Raw genomic sequence first — 18,083 nt, 5'->3', positions numbered from 1 at the left:
TATTTTTGCGAACCTTCAGAGTGATGCTATGGCCGAGAGTACATAGATAATGCTTTTTGTCAATGCGTAAGTCCTAGATAATTTAATTATCTGGTGAGAGGGGGATTTTTTGTGGTTGGGTGAAGATTCGCTCAATAAACGGCTCGCCTTGCAGGTTCACCAATAACCCCAAAATCGATCGCCACTAGCCGACTATCGCTAAGAGAGTGTGGACAGATCCTGAAATTAGCCAAAAGTTGCGAGTAGAATGGTGCAAGAGCCGATCGCTCGATCGTAGTGCACAGCGAAATATGACCCCACCGCAGCCGCCCCGCAAACCTCAAACCGTCTTGGGTGCGATTACCCAAGCAGTCCAGACTATTGCCAAGGTTAATTTTAACCAGCTAGCGCTGAAACCGAACGCCAAAGTACCCGAACTGTGGGTGCAGGATGCGGGTGCAGCTAAAGCTGAGGTTTATCCGCTGTTGGGCGATCGATATTTGTTAGGTCGATCGTCCAAATCTTCAGATATTGTAGTTCGCAATCCCGTTGTCAGTCACGTACACTTATCCCTGTCGCGGGATACTCGGCGGCGGACTCCTTTTGTCATCAAAGATGAAGACTCCACCAACGGCATTTACAGCGGCAAAAGGCGAGTTAAAAGTATGTCGCTGCGTCACGGAGACGTGTTCACTTTAGGCCCGCCGGAACTAGCCGCCGCTGTCAGAGTTCAGTACGTAGATCCGCCGCCTTGGTATTTGGAACTTGTGCGTTACAGCTTTTACGGCGTCAGCGGCATCACCGCTTTGATTGCGGTGTTGGTAGGTATGGAATCGACCAAGTTTCACGTGCGGCCTCTGCCGAGAAGTATCAATGGCCCCGTGATTGTTTACGCCCGCGACGGGCAAACTCCGCTGCGTCCTCCTCAGAATAACGCTCACTTAGAATTAAAAAAATTGCAGGATTTTTCGCCTTATTTATCCAAGGCGGTACTTGCTTCAGAAGACAGCCGCTACAATTGGCATTTGGGGGTAGATCCGCTGGGCGTTTTGCGAGCACTTTTAACTAATGTTCGCGGGGGCGGAATTCGTGAAGGTGGTAGCACTCTGACGCAGCAGTTGGCGAGGAGTTTGTTTAGAGATTATGTGGGAACTCAAGATTCGGCGGGACGCAAGTTGCGGGAAGCTGTAGTGGCTTTTAAACTGGAGAATTATTACAGCAAAGACGAGCTATTGCTGACTTATTTAAATCGCGTGTTTTTGGGAATTGACCTTTACGGTTTTGAGGATGCGTCTCGGTTTTATTTTGGCAAGTCGGCGAAGGATTTAACTTTGTCAGAGGCGGCAACTTTGGCGGGAATTTTGCCTGCGCCCAACAGTTTTAATCCGATTCAAAATTATCAGTTGGCGGTGCAGTACCGCGATCGGGTGATCGAACGAATGCGCGCACTGGGGACGGTTTCTCAGGAAGAAGCCGATCGCGCGAGGCGATCGCGAATTGAGATCAATCCCAAAGCCCGCCAATATCTGCAAAGTACGATCGCTCCTTATTTCTACAGTTATGTATTTGACGAATTGGAGTTTTTGCTGGGGGAGCAATTAGCCCGAGAAGGCAATTTTATTGTAGAAACAGGTTTGAATCCCGGCCTGCAAAAAGTGGCTGAAGCTTCCCTAAAAAATGCTGTAGAAAATGTCGGAGCGAGTGCAGGTTTTTCTCAAGGAGCCGTGGTAACTCTCAATACTGGAACTGGGGAAGTCTTAGCTTTAGTTGGTGGCGTAGATTATTTGCAAAGTCAGTTTAATCGGGCTACCCAAGCTTTGAGACAGCCAGGTTCTACATTTAAGATTTTCACCTATGCAGCCGCCCTGGAACGCGGAATACCAGCGAGCAAAACTTATTCTTGCGAGCCGCTTTCCTGGGGCGGACAAAGTTACAGCGGCTGCGAAAGAACCAGCGGCACTGCTGATATGTATCGGGGTTTAGCACAGTCGGAAAATGCAATTGCTTTGAGAGTAGCACAAGATGTCGGTTTAGACAATGTAGTGGGAATGGCCAGACGTTTGGGGATTACATCTGAACTGCGTTCTAACCCGGGTTTAGTATTAGGTGAAAGTGAAGTTAACGTATTGCAATTAACTGGTGCGTTCGGGGTTTTGGCGAACCGGGGTTTGGGCAATCGCCCTCACGTAATCAAGCGAATTATTGACAGCAGCGATTGCAAAGATCGAAATGATTTTAACAGTTGCCGCGTGATTTATGACTATCAAAAAGATGGCATTGCCAATCGGCAGTTAGTTTCTGAAGGCGTAGCGGATACCATGACTGATATGCTGCAAGGTGTTGTGCGGGGAGGTACGGGTAGCAGTGCTGCTTTGGGGTTGGGAGAAGCTGGAAAAACAGGCACGACTAATGATAATAGAGATTTGTGGTTTGTCGGTTATATTCCGAGTCAGCAACTCGTGACAGGAGTTTGGTTGGGAAATGATGATAATTCTCCGACTGCGGGAGGTAGTGCAAATGCCGCTCAGTTGTGGGGGGAGTATATGCGGGAAGTGGCGCGTTGAAATCATTAGTCATTAGTCATTAGTCATTAGTCATTAGTCATTAGTCATTAGTTAGTAAGCGGTTGTGCATTTAAATTGTATGTTGAGGGCGGGCTTTTTTGCCCACACCACAAGAGTAAAAGTTTATTTTACCGTGTAATTTAAATGCGGATTAGCTTAGTCGTTTTACCAATGACTAATGACTGCAGATGCAATATTTAAATTTATTCTACAGTCTGAGAAACTGATCGAAAGCTAACGCTCCCCGCGAGCAATGACATCAATACGTTATTGATTCTAAGGCTGATTAAGATTAACTGAGCGATGATTTTTTCAGGGCTTGGGTTGTTCGTCTCCAAAGCGATCGCACATATTTTCGTTGGTCGATCGCGTGCAGTACAATAAAAGCCAGGAAAGTATAAGCAATCCAGAAATGTAAATCTCCTGCAAAATCTACAACCGCTGCATTTTGAGGAAAAATATCTGGCAAGGTTGCCAGCCAAAAGAAATGGATATGCCCGCTTTTATAGGAATTAGAGAGGAAAACTCCGCTCAGAGGAACCGCTAGCATAAACAGATAAATTGCCGCGTGCAGTAGAAACGTGCGAATCCACTCACCTGTAAACTTGGGGAGGCGGCGCGTATACTTACGCCACCAAACTCGCTGCAAAATGAAAATACGCCAAGTTAGCAATCCAATTGTCAACACCCCAATCGATTTATGCAAAGTATAAGCGTTGCCTTGTAATGGTGTATTGTCTGGCATTTTAACCATCCAAAATCCCCCAACCAACAGCAGCAGATAACAGGTTGCCATCACCGCGTGCATTGACCATAATTGCTTGAAGGCTGAATTGGCTCTAGGCGGGGTCTTTGTTGCTTGCGGAACTAATTTGGAACTCATCGAATACCTCGTAAACATTGAATGGTGTTTTGGTTCTGTCAGTCGATTTTATACTTTAGATTTTAGATTGTAGATTTTAGATTTACTCGACAGATGAATCTGGAAGCATGAACTAGGGTCTAAAATTTTTATATCTCCACGATTTAAGTCGGGGACTTGTATCCATTTTTGGGCGCGGTCATTCAATATATGCAAGTTGTATAAATCTCAGATCGACCATTGATTTTAAAAAAAAAATTGTAGGTTTTTGGCGACCAAGGCAAAGGAGAAAATAGTTTATATTGCAGTACAGGAATCAAAACAAACAGTTATGCAACGGAACTTTGGAAAAAAAGCCTCAAAAAACGACCAAAAAAAATATTATCAAATTATCGCCTAACAACACGCGATGACTGCCAACAAACGGCGAGATTTTCCGCGCGCTTTCGGTGGCCTCCAGTGCTGGACGCAAAACCCATGAACAACAGATGCTGCGATAGCTTTCATAATAGAGGGCGAAAGCTAACGCTCAAGAGCGAGCAATGACATAAATATGTCATTGATGCGTCCAAAAATGACATCGGAATGACATCGAGCGTGCGAACGTCCCCGCTTGCAAGCCAAATCAGAGGGAGCGAAATCAAAGCGATCGAAATTAGAGCGCTTCTGACCCCATCCTCCCGGTTATTCTACAGTCTGAGAAACTGGCCGACAGCCAGACAATATCGAGTGCAAATTGACGACATTTCCGATTACTGCGATCGCAGGTGCTGCAAATCCGGTCGCCTCAACTTGCTCTACAATTGTACCCAAAGTCCCGATCAATTCTTCTTGTTCCGGCCGCGTTCCCCAGCGCACTAATGCTATAGGCGTTTCTGCACTCAATTCGGCTGCGGTCAACTGGCCGATAATGTAAGGCAAATTGTGGATTCCCATGTATACTACAATAGTTTCGGAGCCGCGGGCGATCGCCTGCCAATTTACCTCCGGTCGATATTTTCCCGCTGATTCGTGACCGGTGACAAAGGTGACTGAGGAACTGTACGATCGGTGTGTTAAAGGAATTCCCGCATAAGCAGGGGCCGCAATTCCAGAAGTGACACCGGGCACTACTTCTACCGACACTCCAGCTTTTACCAACTCTTCCATTTCTTCGCCGCCGCGGCCGAAGATAAACGGATCGCCGCCTTTGAGACGAACTACGATCGCATTATCTCCAGCTTTTTCTATCATTAACTGAGTTGTTTCGTCCTGCATTAACGAGTGACGGCCTTTGCGTTTTCCGGCATCAATTCGTTCTGCTTGGGGGTTGATTGCTGCCAAAATTTGAGGGCTGACTAAAGCGTCGTAAATCACCACATCCGCGCACTCTAACAGAGCTTTTCCCTTCAAGGTCATCAAACCCGGATCTCCGGGTCCCGCACCTACTAAATACACTTTGCCTAAAGACATTTTTCTTGCTTCCTTTACCTCTTCTGTGCCACTGCGGTTCATTTTTGAATTAAATCCCCAATTAAGTCTGCTAATTCTACACTTGCGCCTAGAGGATTTGCGAGATGAAGTTCTGCCGCAGGAAATTGCTGCTTTAGCTGTGCGACATTTTTGGCGATCGCATCTGTAATTCCTCCATTAAATAAGAAGTATGGCACAATTCCTATTTGCTGCTGTCCACCACGAACCAAACTGTCAATTTGCTCTTCCAAACTCGGCTTTACCGACCAATAAGCTGTCTGTGCACCGAGTTGGCTGGCGATTTCCTCAACTGTCGAGTTACCTCCGGGGCGACGGCTGCCGTGAGATAATAAAATCCATTTTGGCGATCGCAGATTGGGGAGAAAAGCCACCTCTTGCATCTGACTTTTTACCAATTTTGTTAAGCCTGCTGTTTGGGAACCTAAATGCGGGCGCAATGCAATTTTTAGCTTGTCACCAAAATTTTTTTTGGCAATTTCCACCTCTGCCGGTATGTCTTCGGCGACGTGAACTCCCGGCAATAAAAATACAGGCAGGATTTGCAATTCTGTCAGTCCCAGCGACAGAGTACGATCGCCAAAACTGCAAATTTGTTCGTGGAGGGGCGCTGGACCGAGTTCTAGGGTGGCGGTTGCTACTGCGGGGGACGAGTCAGCAAAATTTTGAGACAGCAGTTGACTTAGGTTTTCCAAAGCTAGTTGGGGTCTGGGGTCGCGGCTGCCGTGAGAAACTAATAAATAGGTCGATCGCAATTTCAATATGGATTTGATGTTAATGTTCGATCGGGATTTCAAATAATTATAACACCGTAGGGCGCGTGACTTAAAAAATACTCAACACAAAAATTCGATATCGTAGGGTGCGCGGCTTGAAAATTACTCAACACTGGGCTTAAATCTTCTAAGCCGCCCACCTTACAAAAGAAGGTGCGCGGCTTAAAAATTACTTAATACTGGGCTTAAATCTTCTAAGCCACACAGCCTAGACAAATCTCACATTAACCTTTGGGAGCGGGATCGGCGATGTACTCGAAAGTCGGTTTAGAGTTCCAAGGCCCGCGTTCATCCTTGCCATTTGTTGACAAGTTAAAGTAGAGATCCACAGTAGAATCTGGCGGAATATTGCCGAACATCGGATCGGTAAGTTTGCCCAGCGCTTCCAGAGCTTTCATGAACATTTGAGTGTGAGAAATTTCGCGAGTCAGCAGAAAATGGAGGGTCTTTTTCGTTCCCATATCCGGTGCTAGTTTAATCAACTCTTCGTAGGTTTGGCGAGCTCCTGCTTCTGCAGCAATATCAGCGCGCAAATCGCGCACCACATCCCCACCTTCGTTGATATAAGCTGCTGTCCAAGCTTGACCTTGGCTGTCTAACAAGTGCGGGCCTACGCCGCGCACGGCAAACAAAGTGCTTTTGTAAGCTTCTGTTTGGTCAACGTTTTTGGTGTGCATTTCTATGAGTTGCCCCACCATTTCTAAGTGGCTGAATTCTTCTATTGCAATATCTTGGAGCATATCCTTAATCCCTGCATCTTCACAGTGAAAGGACTGCACCCAGTATTGCAGAGCTGCTGTCAGTTCTCCGGTTGCTCCGCCAAACTGTTCTAACAGCAATTGGGCAAAACGGGGGTTGGCTTCGTCTACTGTCACGGCAGCCATTAATTGTTTTTTGTGAAAAAACATGGATCGATACCTCTCTTTAATTCTGTTGTTACAGTCTGAGGATTGCAGACTTGTAACTGTGTTCACCTTCACCAACCATTGTGCGACAAGCGATCGCACCGAACCTCGGTCGCTGGTTACATCTAACGAGACAAATTTCTCTGCTTTCAGATAGAGTTTAAACTTAAAATTTTAGTTAGTTATTCGGTAGACAAAATTACAATTTAGGAGCAGCATTATTGTCGCACTCGGTTAATTTTGCTGACAGGGCATCGAGGTGTCGCAGCCACTGAATGCCGCCAACCCAACTGCGAGAGGGGAGGTGTCCGATTGGTGCTTGCTGACTAAATTTAATCTGCCCTAAAGCAGTAGCAGAGTTGTATGTCGACCAGTTGACCCGATCGCAAAATCTGATATAGTCTCCCTTAACGCTTTCGTAAATCTGCTTTTGGACGCTGAAGCCAAACCGACCTTGACTGTAGTGCAGCCAAAGGCGATCGAGTGTTTGCAAATCTTCGCAGGGTAGCTGGTAAATTTGGCGAATTTCTAGCGCAGTTCCCGGTTGCAGCGAGAGAGACTGACACATCAGGGCCCAAGTTTCGCGATCGGCTTCTTTCCACTTTTTGTTTGACAAAAAATCCCGCAATTTGGTATAATCAACTCCCCGTGCAGAAATTATGGTCGGATCGAGATTTGAAGTAACAGATAAGGAAAAAGTTTCTGGCGAATTGGCAGCGGATTTTGTGGCTGAAATGGGAGGATCGGGAGTTAGGGGCGCGGTGATATCTGCTGAGTTGTCGCTATTACTGAGAGTAGGGGCGATCGGCATTTTGGGCAAAAGCAAACTGCGATCGCGCATATCTAAAGCTGCATTGATATCTTGCAAAACTTCCGCAGCAAAACTGTACCGCTGATTGAGATGAGTTTGCAGCAATTTATCTAAAATTTCACCTAACTCGCCGCTAATACTCGTGCCTTTGGGGAGAAAATCGCGCCACCACCAGCGCTCGCTGTTGCAGTCGTACATATCCAAAGGAGGAACTTGCGTCATCAGGCGAATGCAAGTAACACCTAAACTGTAAAGGTCGCTAGCAGGAAATACTCTGCCGCGCATTTGTTCGGGAGCTACATAATCTTGACTGCCGATGAGCGTTGCTGGACGGAGTATCGCTGTATCAGTCAGCAGTTTGGCAATGCCAAAATCGATCAATACGGGTTTGTTGTCCGACTGGCGGCGGATAATATTTTCTGGTTTGATGTCCCGGTGAATGACGCGCTTGTCGTGGATAAATTGCAGCACGGGCAATAAGTCTTGCAGCAGTTGCCAAATTCTATCTTCACCGTATACACTCTCGTCTAATTCTTGTTTGAGAGTCGGCCCGTCTATAAACTCTTGAACTAAATAAATTAGGCCTTCTTGTTCAAAGCCCGCTAATAATGTGGGGATTTGCGGGTGTTTTCCGAGTTCGTCTAAACGGACGGCTTCTTGGCGAAATAATTCAACGGCTTTGTTGAAATTTTCGGGGTTGCGATCGTAAAAATGAAATTGCTTGACTGCACAGCGGGGTTGAGATGGGATGTCTCGATCGACTGCTAGAAAAGTTTTGCCGAATCCGCCTTTACCTAAGAGTTGAATGGGGCGATATCTCTGTCTGAGTAAAAGGTTATATCCGCAGTTTAAGCAATGTTCTGCGGTGTTCGAGTTTTCGGGTTTTTGACATTCTGGATTGAGGCAGTAACTCATAGGGATTTTAGATTTTATATTTTAGATTTTAGATTCACGATTCTCAATCAGGCTTTTATGGGCGGGCTAGGAGGGCCCACCCCACAAGAAAACTCATTCTTTTTGGAACAGGCAAGATGCCTGTTCCACAAGAGATGAATTTTCTTGTGGAACAGGCATCTTGCCTGTTCTTGAGAATGGTGCAAGATGTGAGTTTCATCAAACTTGGTAAAATTTAAATGCGCTTAGGCTTATGAGGCTATTGTAATGCGCCCGACCGAATCGGGAGGCCGGGAGGGCTGCCGATGTCGGGCGGCGCTGCTGTTGGGGTGCGCTCGTGTTGCCGATCGCCCGAAAAGTCGCGCAAAATTGTGCTAAACTCATACTGTGTCTGAATTTGAGGCTTTGTGGAGCGATCGGGTTCAGGGACGCTCAAAAATATTTTGAAATATTTTTGCCTTACCCCTAGACTTGTGCTAAAGTTAGATGCTATAGTAAAAAACAACACGGCGAGTGTAGCCAAGTGGTTAAGGCAGTGGTTTGTGGTACCACCATTCGTGGGTTCAATTCCCATCATTCGCCCTTTAAATTCTGAACTGTTTGATGAGGTCGCCTCCGGGCGCGCTTCGGCGCACCTTAATCTTTGGGATTTAGCGGTTGAGTCGGCACAAGTTCCGATGTGCTAATCTAAAATCTCCAATCAAAAATCAGAAATCAAAATATGCCATCTTTAGTAGCAGAAGATTGGGGATATAAATTTAGCGGCGATCGCACAATTAATAAGTTTATTCGCGATATAGAAGGAGAAGTGGCTGTAGCGAAATATTGCGATTGGGAATGCAGAGATCGTGCGGAACTTCTGATGTCGGAGATAGCCGGCGAATCCCCCAGTCTTTTCTATGTGCGCCGCCAAAAGATAAATGAAAGATTTTCGGAAGAGGAAATCTGGGAGTTGATTCTTGCTACGGATGGAGATGATTTTGAATTACCTCAATTGCTGCAAAAAGCCGATCGCACTTTGCGATTGTTAGCAACTGTACGCTGTGAAGACGGAATCGGCGGTTTGAAACTTCTGGATGCTGGTTTGGTGGCGGTTCCCAGAGGCAGGAAAGATGGGTATGGTTTGCCGGTTCAGTTGCGACTTTTGGCTAACAGTCGTAGCGTAGCGGGGCGTAAGCCATCGCCAATTCCTGTAAAGTCGATCGCCCGCGTCCAACAAATGCCGTTTTGGGACGACAGACACATACCGACTACCGAACAGCTTAAAGTTTGGCACACTTTTTTAAATGTTGAAAAACGCATCGCCGAAGCGCGTCAATTTTGCGTACCTTTTCGCGGTCACAATTACGGTTCCGGCTTCAAAATCGTTACTTTTGAAATCGATCGTAATTCCGCAACTCTTGACGGCTATGATGAAAATTCCTTAGAATTGAGCGACTTTCGCGAAAGGCTGAAAAAAGCCAGAAATGAAGAGATTATTCTGTTTGATTCGCCGCCCGGAAGCAGAAGCAGCCGAGATGGAGAGACGTTGGGTAGCATCGCCGAAATAGACTTTGAACATGGTAAATTACGCATTAAGTTAGATGTTGATTTGGGCGATCGCATGGCGGGCGGCAGATATCAACTACCCAAACAAGGATTCTTGTATTTTGAGGCGGCGGGCGATATCAGTCAAATCGAACGCAAGAAAAAAGCTTTAAAAATGCTGACCGATGGTCGCGCTCAAAATCCCTATTTGAGCGAATTTTTATTCGATTCTTCTCAGGCGAGAAGCCCGGAAAAATTGATAAAATTGGATCGGGAAAATTTATTAAATCCCAATGCTAATGACGACCAACTTGCGGCCGTAGAAACGGTGCTTTCGGCGCGGGATTTGATTTTGATTCAAGGGCCGCCGGGAACGGGAAAAACGACTGTGATTGCGGAAATTTGCTATCAAATTGCCCGTCAGGGCGGCAAAACTCTGATTGCTTCTCAGGCTAATTTGGCTGTAGATAATGCTTTGAGTCGGTTAGTTCACAATCCGGCGATTCGGGCTTTGCGGAAGGGAAAAGCTCATAAGGTGCATGAAGAAGGGCAGCCGTTTTTGGAGGAAAACGCGATCGGCACTTGGCTGCAAAATACGGCGACTGACTGCGAACAAAAGCTCTCGCAGCGTTTGACTAATGTCAAGTCTTTGCGGCAGTTGCTGGCAGAATCAGAGCGATTTACAGCTTATTTTACGGCTGAAAAAGCTTTTTTCAATAAACTAAAACACTTGCACGAGAGTAAGGCAAGTTTTGAGGAAAAGTGGAACGAACAAGCAACAGCTTATGAACTGATTTTAACCGACAAAAGCGAGATTGAATCGGTTGTTGCGGGGCTGGAAAATCTGCTGGATGCGCCGCAGGTGAACTGGGAATCTCCAGAAGTTGCCGAGTTTATGCCCAGGCTAAAACCTTATTCTGAAGGCAATGTTTTAGTCGAAAACTTTATGGCAAATGTGCGGATATGCGCCAGCAATGCTACTCAAATAGGCTTCGATCGCCCTGCTTGCGGTGCGTTTGGGATTGCGGTTTGGCTGCGGGAAACTGTAGCAGCGCAACTGTCGGAATTTAAGGCGGCATTCGATCGCGCTGATGATGTTTGTCACGCTATGTCGGCGGTTTCGGAGTCGTTGCGGGTGTCGCGGCAGATGTCTGATGCTGTGAATCAACTCGAATTGGGCGATCGGCAAAATCAGACACACCGCCACAATCTCGAACAGAAAATCAAGAATTTGGAACTGCGAAAAGCGGAAATTGCCACCGTTGTTGTCGCCGTTGCAGAGTGGATCGAGACAGCGGATACGGGACTTTATGAAGTTGTGAAATCTTGCTGGGAAACGGGCGCGATCCTGACGGATGAAATGGTAGAATTGCCCGTGGGACTTCTGAAAATTGCCCGATCGCTCAAATTGCCGATCGTGCCGCCCAAATGCAAAGTCAATTTGCCCGATTTGGATCGGTTGCGAAACGCGGTATCCCACGAAGCAAACGGCGGTTTTAAGGATATACAAGGGCAGCAGTTCCGGTTTAGCGAGTTTTTGCACCTAAATTTGAGTCAAACGCCGATCGTGCTCGCTGCGGGCGATCGTACGCAGTGGCAGCAACTAGCCAAAGACTTCGACAGCTATTCTCAAGTCAGCCCAAGTCAGCGCAAATTTATAATTGAAAAAACTGCCACTTTCTTAAGTAGCATTCAACAATTTTACAGTCAATCATTGCAGCCAAATCATATCCAAGCTACCTTCGATCGCCTAGTCAAAGAATTGCTGCACAGCATCCTCGCAAATGCGCGTCAGTGCGTGGTTCCCCTGAAAACCGAAACCGAACAGCAGCTTATAAAACAGCAACAGCTATTAGATAAAATTGGTCAAACCGTGAACCAGCAGCAAATATCCGCCGCTAAACTTCAGGTAGAAACAGCGCAGCAAGAGGCGAACTTAAAAATTAGCGAAGTTACCAATCTATTGCAAGCAATTGCCCGACAGCCAAACGTACCGGAAAAATTGCGGATTTTAGCCGAACAATATCTCACACAAAAATCGAATATTTGGGAGCAACCGCAGCATTTTGTCAAGCAAGTTGAGGCTTGGAAAGCCAGCGCGGTTCAGCTTGAAAAATCGATTGCTGACTTAGACCCTTTTGGCATTTTGGAGACGATAAAAAACACTCTTGACGAGCATTTATCTCCGCTGCAAACGGCCGCCGCAACTTCGCAGCAGCAACTCGCAGAACTTCAAACAGAATTGAGCGAAATTACCGCTCAACTGCAACAGCAGCAACCGACAGCAGCATTACTTGCTGAGAGAAAGTGGTGGGAGTCAGCATGGCAAAATATCCCGGAAAAATACCGACCAGAAGTTCCGAGTACAGGATTGTTCAGCAGCGAGTTTTTAAGCAAAATTAAGCGTCTATTCAAAACTTGGCAGCGGAAGTTAGAACAAGAAGAAACCGCCCTAAATCGTTCTCAAAACTTTGTGACTGATTGGATTCAAAAACTCCGCAATCCATCCGAAAAAGACCGCAACGATTTAAAGCAAATTTATATTGACAATGCTAACGTAATCGGCATTACTTGCGTGCAAGCTGCTAGCTTCGATTTTAGTAAAAACTTTCCCAGCTTTGATGCAGTCATCATTGACGAAGTTAGCAAATGTACGCCGCCAGAGTTATTGATTCCCGCTTTGAAAGGCAGAAAATTAGTATTAGTGGGCGATCACAGGCAATTGCCGCCGATGTTCAATCAAAGTACGATCGACGATATCGCCGAAGACATCGGCTGTACCGGAGATGAACTTAGCTTCATAAAAGAATCTTTGTTTAAAGTTTTGTTTGAAAATGCCAGCGACAGCATCAAAAAAATGCTGACAACTCAGTATCGAATGCACCCGCAAATTATGGGTGCAATCAATCAGTTTTACCAGCAAAAACTCAACTGCGGCATTCAGGAAGCAGACACCAAGCGCGCCCACAACCTCGCAGGCAAAATCATTCAAGAAAACAATCATATCCTGTGGGTGAAAACGCCTGTGGGACAAGGGTTTGAGGAGGAAAAACAGGGTACTTCGCGGTTGAATGTCAAGGAGATTGATGCGATCGAGCGTTTGTGCGAGCAAATGGAGGCTGCTTGGCAGTCCAAAGTTGCGATCGGCGAACCGCCCAAAGAAATAGGAATTATCACTTTTTACGGCGCTCAATTGAATGCAATTAAAGACAGAATCGAAGCCGAAAGATTTCCGTCTTTGAGCATCCGCACTGGTACGGTTGACATATTCCAAGGCATGGAAAGACCTGTAATTATTGTCAGCACAGTGTGCAATAATGTTAGGGGCGATATCGGATTTGCTAAGGAACCGGAACGGGTGAATGTGGCATTTTCCCGCGCTCAAGAATTGCTGGTAGTTGTCGGCTGTCACGATTTATTTACCCAACAAACAGGTACTGTGGGAAAAATGTATCAGGAAGTTTCAAAAACGGTGCGTCACTGCGGAGGTTTTGTAGATGTTTCTAGCGTCCTCAACTAAAGAAATCGACTCGAATTTAAGTTCGCTAGCGGCACAAATTGAGCAACAAAATCCGGGTTTGTCGGTGTTGGCGGCGCGTCAATTTCGCTTTGCAATCCGCCAAACTCCGCTGGAGGTGTCGGTTAGCGAACCCCGCGAGTTTAACGTGTTGGAAGAGTTCATTTTGCGGGCGGGCGTCGAGTTTGAACCTGCGCCAACTTTGAAGGAATTGGCGGATTTACTGGGGTTAGACGAGATTTTTGTGAAGACTGCGGCTGCGACTCTCGTTAGTTTGGAAATCTTGGAGGTGTCTGAAAATGGCAAAATTGCGATCGCCCCGCAAGGCAGAGATTTTTTCGAGAAAGGTGCCGTTAGTCGATCGCAAATTCAATCACTTTATGCCATTTCCGATCCTTTAAATCAAACTCTTACTTTTAAATTCGATGCTTTAGCCGCAGAATCGGTCAACTTACCAGATTTAGCAGATTTAGTATCGCTCGAACATAAAATTTCCGACCTTGCCAATTTAACTATAGCAGAAATCCAGCCGTTAATTCAAGCTTCCGGCTTAGGAATTCACGTCCCCGAAAACGGCAAAATTGTGTCTGAGTGCGATGTCATCGGCGACGATTTAGAGATTTGGCAAACAGTTTCGATTTTTTTGTTGTTAGATGCGATCGAAGATAAAACAACTATTCAAGTCCGACAGGGAAAGCAAATATTAGAAACAGCATCAAACTTGCTAAACGAACTCGAATCACAACAAAAACTTTCCTTGAACGACTTGTGTAAAGTAACCCCAGACATCGCACAGCAAGAATCAGAGACAATCCCACTCCAGAAAACTCCTAAAAAGGCATCTAAGAAGAAACCCAAGGAAACGATATGAGGAGGACTAACTCCTGATTACGAACTGGTTTGTATTGAGGACTTTAGTCCTGATTAACTGATATCTTGCACCCTTCTCAATTACTTGTTTAGGAACGGGCATCTTGCCCGTTCTTGACAATAGTGTAACATATAAATATTAACCAACAAATGAGGTAATTGTGCAATGGACAAACTAGCTCAATATCGTCAGTACGTTCAGACATTAATCACCCGTTATGCCGAAGACGATGTTTCCGATGATGAAGTCGAAGTGCAACTTATCTGCGACACAGAACGAGATCATTATCAGTGGATGAATGTCGGCTGGGAACACTTAACCCGGATTTATCAAACCATTATTCACATTGACATCAAAGATGGAAAAATCTGGCTTCAACAAAATTTGACAGAGCAAAATCCTGCGGAGGAATTAGTTGAAATGGGAGTACCGAGAGAGGATATTGTTTTGGGATTGCACCCCCCATACAAACGACCGTATACTGATTACGGTGTAGCGTAAACAGTTGACAGTTGACAGTTGACAGTTGACAGTTGACAGTTGACAGATGTCCACTTAATATAGGGCGCGTCTCTTTAGAAAACACCAATTATTTTGTACTTCCTCCTGTGACGTACTATTATCAGGTAGGGTGCGTCACTTGGGAAAATCTCAATTATTTTGCATTCGCATGGCCGGCGACGCACCCTACAATAATCCTACTGAGCCTTAACGCATTTCAGCATCCGCAAAGTAGCCGCCGCCGCGTAATTCCGCTTTGCAGAATCATCGGGAGCAAACTGATTGCCAATTTCGTTAAGAGACGAAGCAACAGAACAATAAGCAGACATTTGAGTAATAATAGAAGCAGCCCAATGATTCTGAGTATCTGAAAAAGTTTTAAACGGCTCTTTAGCAACTAAATTCGGCTGCATTCCCCGCGCCGACAAACCAAATTCCGCCGCTCGACGGAGCACCGCCATCAATTCAGCGCGAGTGACTGGCTGCGTAGGTTTAAAAGTTCCATCTTTATAACCGCTAACTATCTTATTGTCTCGCGCAAATTGAACTTTTCCGGCACTCCAGCGCGAGCTATCAACGTCGCTGTAGGGACGGATAGAAACACTGCTAGGAAATGTTATATTAGCACCTTGTATTCCTTTCAAAGATTCCAATACTAAAGATACCAATTGCTCTCTAGTAACAGCAAGTTGCGGTCTAAAAGTATTATCTTGAGAAAACCCGGCGACAAACCCAAGGCCCACAGCTTCTTTAATTTCGGAAGCGTAGATATCGGTAGCAATATCTCCGAATGTATTTCCTCCGGTATTTCCGCCGGTATTTCCTCCGGTATTGGCAGTTTCTCCCGGTGCGAGTTCCTTGCTAGTGAAATAAAAGTGACCTAATGTGCGGCCTTGATAAGCTCTTTTAGTCAAGCGCCAAGCCGGATCGAGAGTGATTTTCATAAAGCCGTTAACATCGCCGTTTGTGCGGCCGATGATTATCGGTTTAGCGTTGGGATCGTTGGGAGTTCCCATTAGTACAACATTGCCGTCAATGCTTTCTAAACTCAGGCTGTATTTTAATGCTAAATCGGTGCCGGCCATGCGAATTGAAAAGCCGTTGCTGTCAGTTGCGCGGCCGCAAATGCCGGTGAAATCAAAAGTAACTAATAACGGATCGACTCTCACGGGATTAGAGCCGCTTTCGCTCCAGCACTGCCGCTTGTCTGTGACCTGTTCTACAATTAGTAATTGGTAGCCGCCAAAAGCGCGGGGTTGTGCGATCGCAATTACTCGGTCTTGGTTAATTTCGGTTTCGTCAAAAGTATATGCTTTAGCCGAACCGATCGCCCCTAGTGTTAAAATTGCTGAACCGGCCAGTGCGGCCGCTGTTCGTACCAGTGAATGTTTCATAGTTTTTCCCTATTTACCCCTTGTTTTTATGAGACCTATCTAGAATAAAAAAGGTCGCGCTCTTGTGACAACAAGATAGAATTTTACCATCTCTTGTTCCGGTGATATCGTTTCCGGTTGCATCGGAATTAATATTACCCGCAGTCAGGACACGGCAGTGCCGTGTCCCTACAATTAATCGGGTGATAGTTATATCCGAGGGGGGCGATGGCCCTCCCGCTTGCAGCCCGTGCTACGATTATTTTGGGGAGCAAGAAACGGCATTGCCGTGTCCTCCGTTGCTGGTGGCAAAATATCGCACTATTTACAAAAAAAACGGTGCGTTACACTTGGTTAACGCACCCTAAAACAAACATTCAAAAAGTGCCTTTCCCCTCTAGCGGAACATACTGCTAACCGAACTATCTTCGTGAATCCGCCAAATAGTTTCTCCGAGCAAATTCGCTACCGAAAGCACCGTCAACTGCTTAAAACGGTTCTCTTCAGGCACAGGAATTGTATTCGTAACAATTACCTCTTCCAACACCCCGCTAGACAAACGCTCGATCGCCGGAGGCGAAAATACCGCATGAGTAGCACAAGCATAAACCTGCCTCGCACCCTCGCGGCGCAACAATCTCGCCCCTTCACAAATCGTGCCCGCAGTGTCGATCATGTCGTCCACCAACACGGCTGTTTTTCCCCTCACATCACCGATGAGGTTCATCACTTCAGCGATGTTGTGAGCTTGGCGGCGCTTGTCAATAATTGCCAGGGGAGCATCGCCAAGCTTTTTGGCAAAAGCTCTCGCCCTAGCGACTCCGCCAACATCCGGCGAAACCACAACAATATCTGTCAATTGCTTGCTCGCCAGATAATCCAACAGCACCGGCGAACCGTAAACGTGGTCGAAAGGAATGTCAAAATAACCTTGTATCTGAGCCGAGTGCAAATCCATCGCCAAAACGCGACCGGCCCCAGCCTCAGTAATCAAATTAGCCACTAATTTTGCAGTAATCGATTCTCTTCCGGCCGTTTTGCGGTCTGCCCTAGCATATCCGTAATAGGGAATGACGGCTGTAATTTGTCTGGCCGAAGCGCGGCGACAAGCATCGATCATAATTAACAATTCCATGAGGCGATCGTTTACCGGACAGCAAGTTGGCTGAATCAAGTAAACATCGCAACCCCGAATCGATTCTTGAATTTGAACGTAGAGTTCCCCATCAGCGAACCGCTTGCGAACCATCGGCCCCAAATCAATCCCCAGATAGCGAGCCACCTCTTGGGCGAGGGGAACATTAGCAGAACCGGAGAACAGCCGGAGACGGTCGTGAGCGGAAACCGGCGGCTCGGGAAGCGGAAGCGGTAAAGTAGCAGAACGGATCACAGCAGGCCTCTTGCAGGACGTTTATTCCACCGCCATCTTACCATCTGAAACTAGAAATATTCAGCCAATTTTTTGAGAGATTTAACTTTCGGGGCGGTCGCAAGTGTTAAGTGCCGGCGAACTGAATAGGACTTGCAGAAGTATGTCCGAGAAACCGGGTTTCTACCCCACATTCGGCATCGTTAACGGTCACAATCGGTTTTTACTTATTTTTATCCAGCAATAAAACTATGAATTATACTTGGATACCGTAGATTAACGTATAATTTTTTTAAAAAGGCATAATATATTACTTTAAAGATAGAGTTTTCTGCGTAATTATGCTGTGTGACACCCCAGGGTGTGGAATGTGGGCTCTAGCAAACTCTGTACTGGCAGAAGTACGATCGCACTTTTGCGCCCGATGTCTAAAAATTCTGGCGTGAGTCAATTGGGGGCCGAGGCTGGAAGTGCAGCCACCCCAAATTCGGTCGAAGGCCGAAGGCATCCGGGTTCAATGCTATAAAAATGCCACCAACAGGCAATAAACTTGAAAAATACTGTAAAAAAAGTTAAGAATCGGAGCAGGCGTTGCTGAATTGATGTATGATATAGCGATCGAGAGCAAAGTTGACGAAAAACAATGAACAGAAAATTAGAGTCC

13 protein-coding genes and 1 tRNA gene are annotated in these 18,083 nt (G+C 46.2%); 6 read left to right on the top strand and 8 right to left on the bottom strand.

Features of this window, described 5'->3' with window-relative positions; genetic code table 11:
• The first annotated feature begins 290 nt into the window (after nucleotides 1-290).
• Nucleotides 291-2,543 (top strand): transglycosylase domain-containing protein, encoded by a 2,253-nt coding sequence (locus QUA02_RS30275; RefSeq protein WP_333033274.1) that lies wholly within the window; start codon nucleotides 291-293, stop codon nucleotides 2,541-2,543.
• 292 nt (nucleotides 2,544-2,835) lie between these two features.
• Here QUA02_RS30275 and QUA02_RS30270 read toward each other — a convergent pair whose 3' ends face one another.
• The 6 genes from QUA02_RS30270 to QUA02_RS30245 all read right to left on the bottom strand — a co-directional run bounded on the left by QUA02_RS30270 (nucleotide 2,836) and on the right by QUA02_RS30245 (nucleotide 8,697).
• On the bottom strand, nucleotides 2,836-3,426 hold the full coding sequence (locus QUA02_RS30270; RefSeq protein ID WP_333033273.1) for a cytochrome b: 591 nt from the start codon (nucleotides 3,424-3,426) through the stop codon (nucleotides 2,836-2,838).
• A gap of 663 nt (nucleotides 3,427-4,089) precedes the next feature.
• Complete coding sequence (cobA, locus tag QUA02_RS30265; RefSeq protein ID WP_333033272.1) at nucleotides 4,090-4,899, bottom strand: uroporphyrinogen-III C-methyltransferase; 810 nt, start codon at nucleotides 4,897-4,899, stop codon at nucleotides 4,090-4,092.
• Complete coding sequence (locus tag QUA02_RS30260; protein WP_333033270.1) at nucleotides 4,896-5,630, bottom strand: sirohydrochlorin chelatase; 735 nt, start codon at nucleotides 5,628-5,630, stop codon at nucleotides 4,896-4,898. Before QUA02_RS30260 ends, cobA begins: the two co-directional genes overlap by 4 nt.
• Nucleotides 5,631-5,875: 245 nt before the next feature.
• Entirely contained in the window at nucleotides 5,876-6,559 is a 684-nt protein-coding gene (locus QUA02_RS30255; RefSeq protein ID WP_333033269.1) for a manganese catalase family protein, read from the bottom strand.
• 196 nt (nucleotides 6,560-6,755) lie between these two features.
• Nucleotides 6,756-8,282 carry a GUN4 domain-containing protein gene (locus tag QUA02_RS30250; RefSeq protein ID WP_333033268.1) on the bottom strand — a complete coding sequence of 509 codons (1,527 nt, stop codon included), beginning with the start codon at nucleotides 8,280-8,282 and terminating at the stop codon, nucleotides 6,756-6,758.
• A gap of 238 nt (nucleotides 8,283-8,520) precedes the next feature.
• Nucleotides 8,521-8,697 (bottom strand): hypothetical protein, encoded by a 177-nt coding sequence (locus QUA02_RS30245; protein WP_333033267.1) that lies wholly within the window; start codon nucleotides 8,695-8,697, stop codon nucleotides 8,521-8,523.
• Between the two features lie 73 nt (nucleotides 8,698-8,770).
• Between QUA02_RS30245 and QUA02_RS30240 the strand changes: the two genes are divergently transcribed.
• The 4 genes from QUA02_RS30240 to QUA02_RS30225 all read left to right on the top strand — a co-directional run bounded on the left by QUA02_RS30240 (nucleotide 8,771) and on the right by QUA02_RS30225 (nucleotide 14,677).
• Nucleotides 8,771-8,843: transfer RNA gene (locus QUA02_RS30240), tRNA-His, on the top strand.
• A 139-nt stretch (nucleotides 8,844-8,982) separates the two neighbouring features.
• A complete protein-coding gene (locus QUA02_RS30235) occupies nucleotides 8,983-13,308 on the top strand; it encodes an AAA domain-containing protein (protein ID WP_333033266.1) in 4,326 nt (1,441 codons plus the stop codon).
• Nucleotides 13,286-14,176: a hypothetical protein gene (locus QUA02_RS30230; RefSeq protein ID WP_333033265.1), complete on the top strand. Its 891-nt coding sequence runs from the start codon at nucleotides 13,286-13,288 to the stop codon at nucleotides 14,174-14,176. The genes QUA02_RS30235 and QUA02_RS30230 overlap by 23 nt, the downstream gene beginning before the upstream one ends.
• A gap of 165 nt (nucleotides 14,177-14,341) precedes the next feature.
• Nucleotides 14,342-14,677 (top strand): XisI protein, encoded by a 336-nt coding sequence (locus QUA02_RS30225; protein ID WP_333033264.1) that lies wholly within the window; start codon nucleotides 14,342-14,344, stop codon nucleotides 14,675-14,677.
• Nucleotides 14,678-14,874: 197 nt separating this feature from the next.
• On the opposite strand, the gene QUA02_RS30220 is transcribed toward QUA02_RS30225, so the two are convergent.
• Nucleotides 14,875-16,071, bottom strand: coding sequence for a DUF3747 domain-containing protein (locus QUA02_RS30220; protein WP_333033263.1), 1,197 nt, complete (start codon nucleotides 16,069-16,071; stop codon nucleotides 14,875-14,877).
• Between the two features lie 376 nt (nucleotides 16,072-16,447).
• Nucleotides 16,448-17,440 (bottom strand): ribose-phosphate pyrophosphokinase, encoded by a 993-nt coding sequence (locus tag QUA02_RS30215; protein WP_333033262.1) that lies wholly within the window; start codon nucleotides 17,438-17,440, stop codon nucleotides 16,448-16,450.
• A 349-nt stretch (nucleotides 17,441-17,789) separates the two neighbouring features.
• Here QUA02_RS30215 and QUA02_RS30210 point away from each other — a divergent pair, with 349 nt between their 5' ends.
• Nucleotides 17,790-17,945, top strand: a complete 156-nt coding sequence (locus QUA02_RS30210) for a hypothetical protein (protein ID WP_333033261.1) — start codon at nucleotides 17,790-17,792, stop codon at nucleotides 17,943-17,945.
• The last annotated feature ends 138 nt before the right edge of the window (nucleotides 17,946-18,083 follow it).

The organism is Microcoleus pseudofavosus SVA1_A4 (assembly GCF_036700565.1).
Classification (GTDB): Bacteria; Cyanobacteriota; Cyanobacteriia; order Cyanobacteriales; family Microcoleaceae; genus Microcoleus.
Note: the sequence above shows the minus strand (reverse complement) of the source record. Positions and strands in the feature narration are given on the sequence as shown.

What these genes read in the sequence shown, in the direction of transcription:
- QUA02_RS30275 (WP_333033274.1), top strand. Translation starts at nt 291, where the DNA reads ATGACCCCACCGCAGCCGCCCCGCAAACCTCAAACCGTCTTGGGTGCG.
- QUA02_RS30270 (WP_333033273.1), bottom strand. Translation starts at nt 3,426, where the DNA reads ATGAGTTCCAAATTAGTTCCGCAAGCAACAAAGACCCCGCCTAGAGCC.
- cobA (WP_333033272.1), bottom strand. Translation starts at nt 4,899, where the DNA reads ATGAACCGCAGTGGCACAGAAGAGGTAAAGGAAGCAAGAAAAATGTCT.
- QUA02_RS30255 (WP_333033269.1), bottom strand. Translation starts at nt 6,559, where the DNA reads ATGTTTTTTCACAAAAAACAATTAATGGCTGCCGTGACAGTAGACGAA.
- QUA02_RS30250 (WP_333033268.1), bottom strand. Translation starts at nt 8,282, where the DNA reads ATGAGTTACTGCCTCAATCCAGAATGTCAAAAACCCGAAAACTCGAAC.
- QUA02_RS30235 (WP_333033266.1), top strand. Translation starts at nt 8,983, where the DNA reads ATGCCATCTTTAGTAGCAGAAGATTGGGGATATAAATTTAGCGGCGAT.
- QUA02_RS30230 (WP_333033265.1), top strand. Translation starts at nt 13,286, where the DNA reads ATGTTTCTAGCGTCCTCAACTAAAGAAATCGACTCGAATTTAAGTTCG.
- QUA02_RS30225 (WP_333033264.1), top strand. Translation starts at nt 14,342, where the DNA reads ATGGACAAACTAGCTCAATATCGTCAGTACGTTCAGACATTAATCACC.
- QUA02_RS30220 (WP_333033263.1), bottom strand. Translation starts at nt 16,071, where the DNA reads ATGAAACATTCACTGGTACGAACAGCGGCCGCACTGGCCGGTTCAGCA.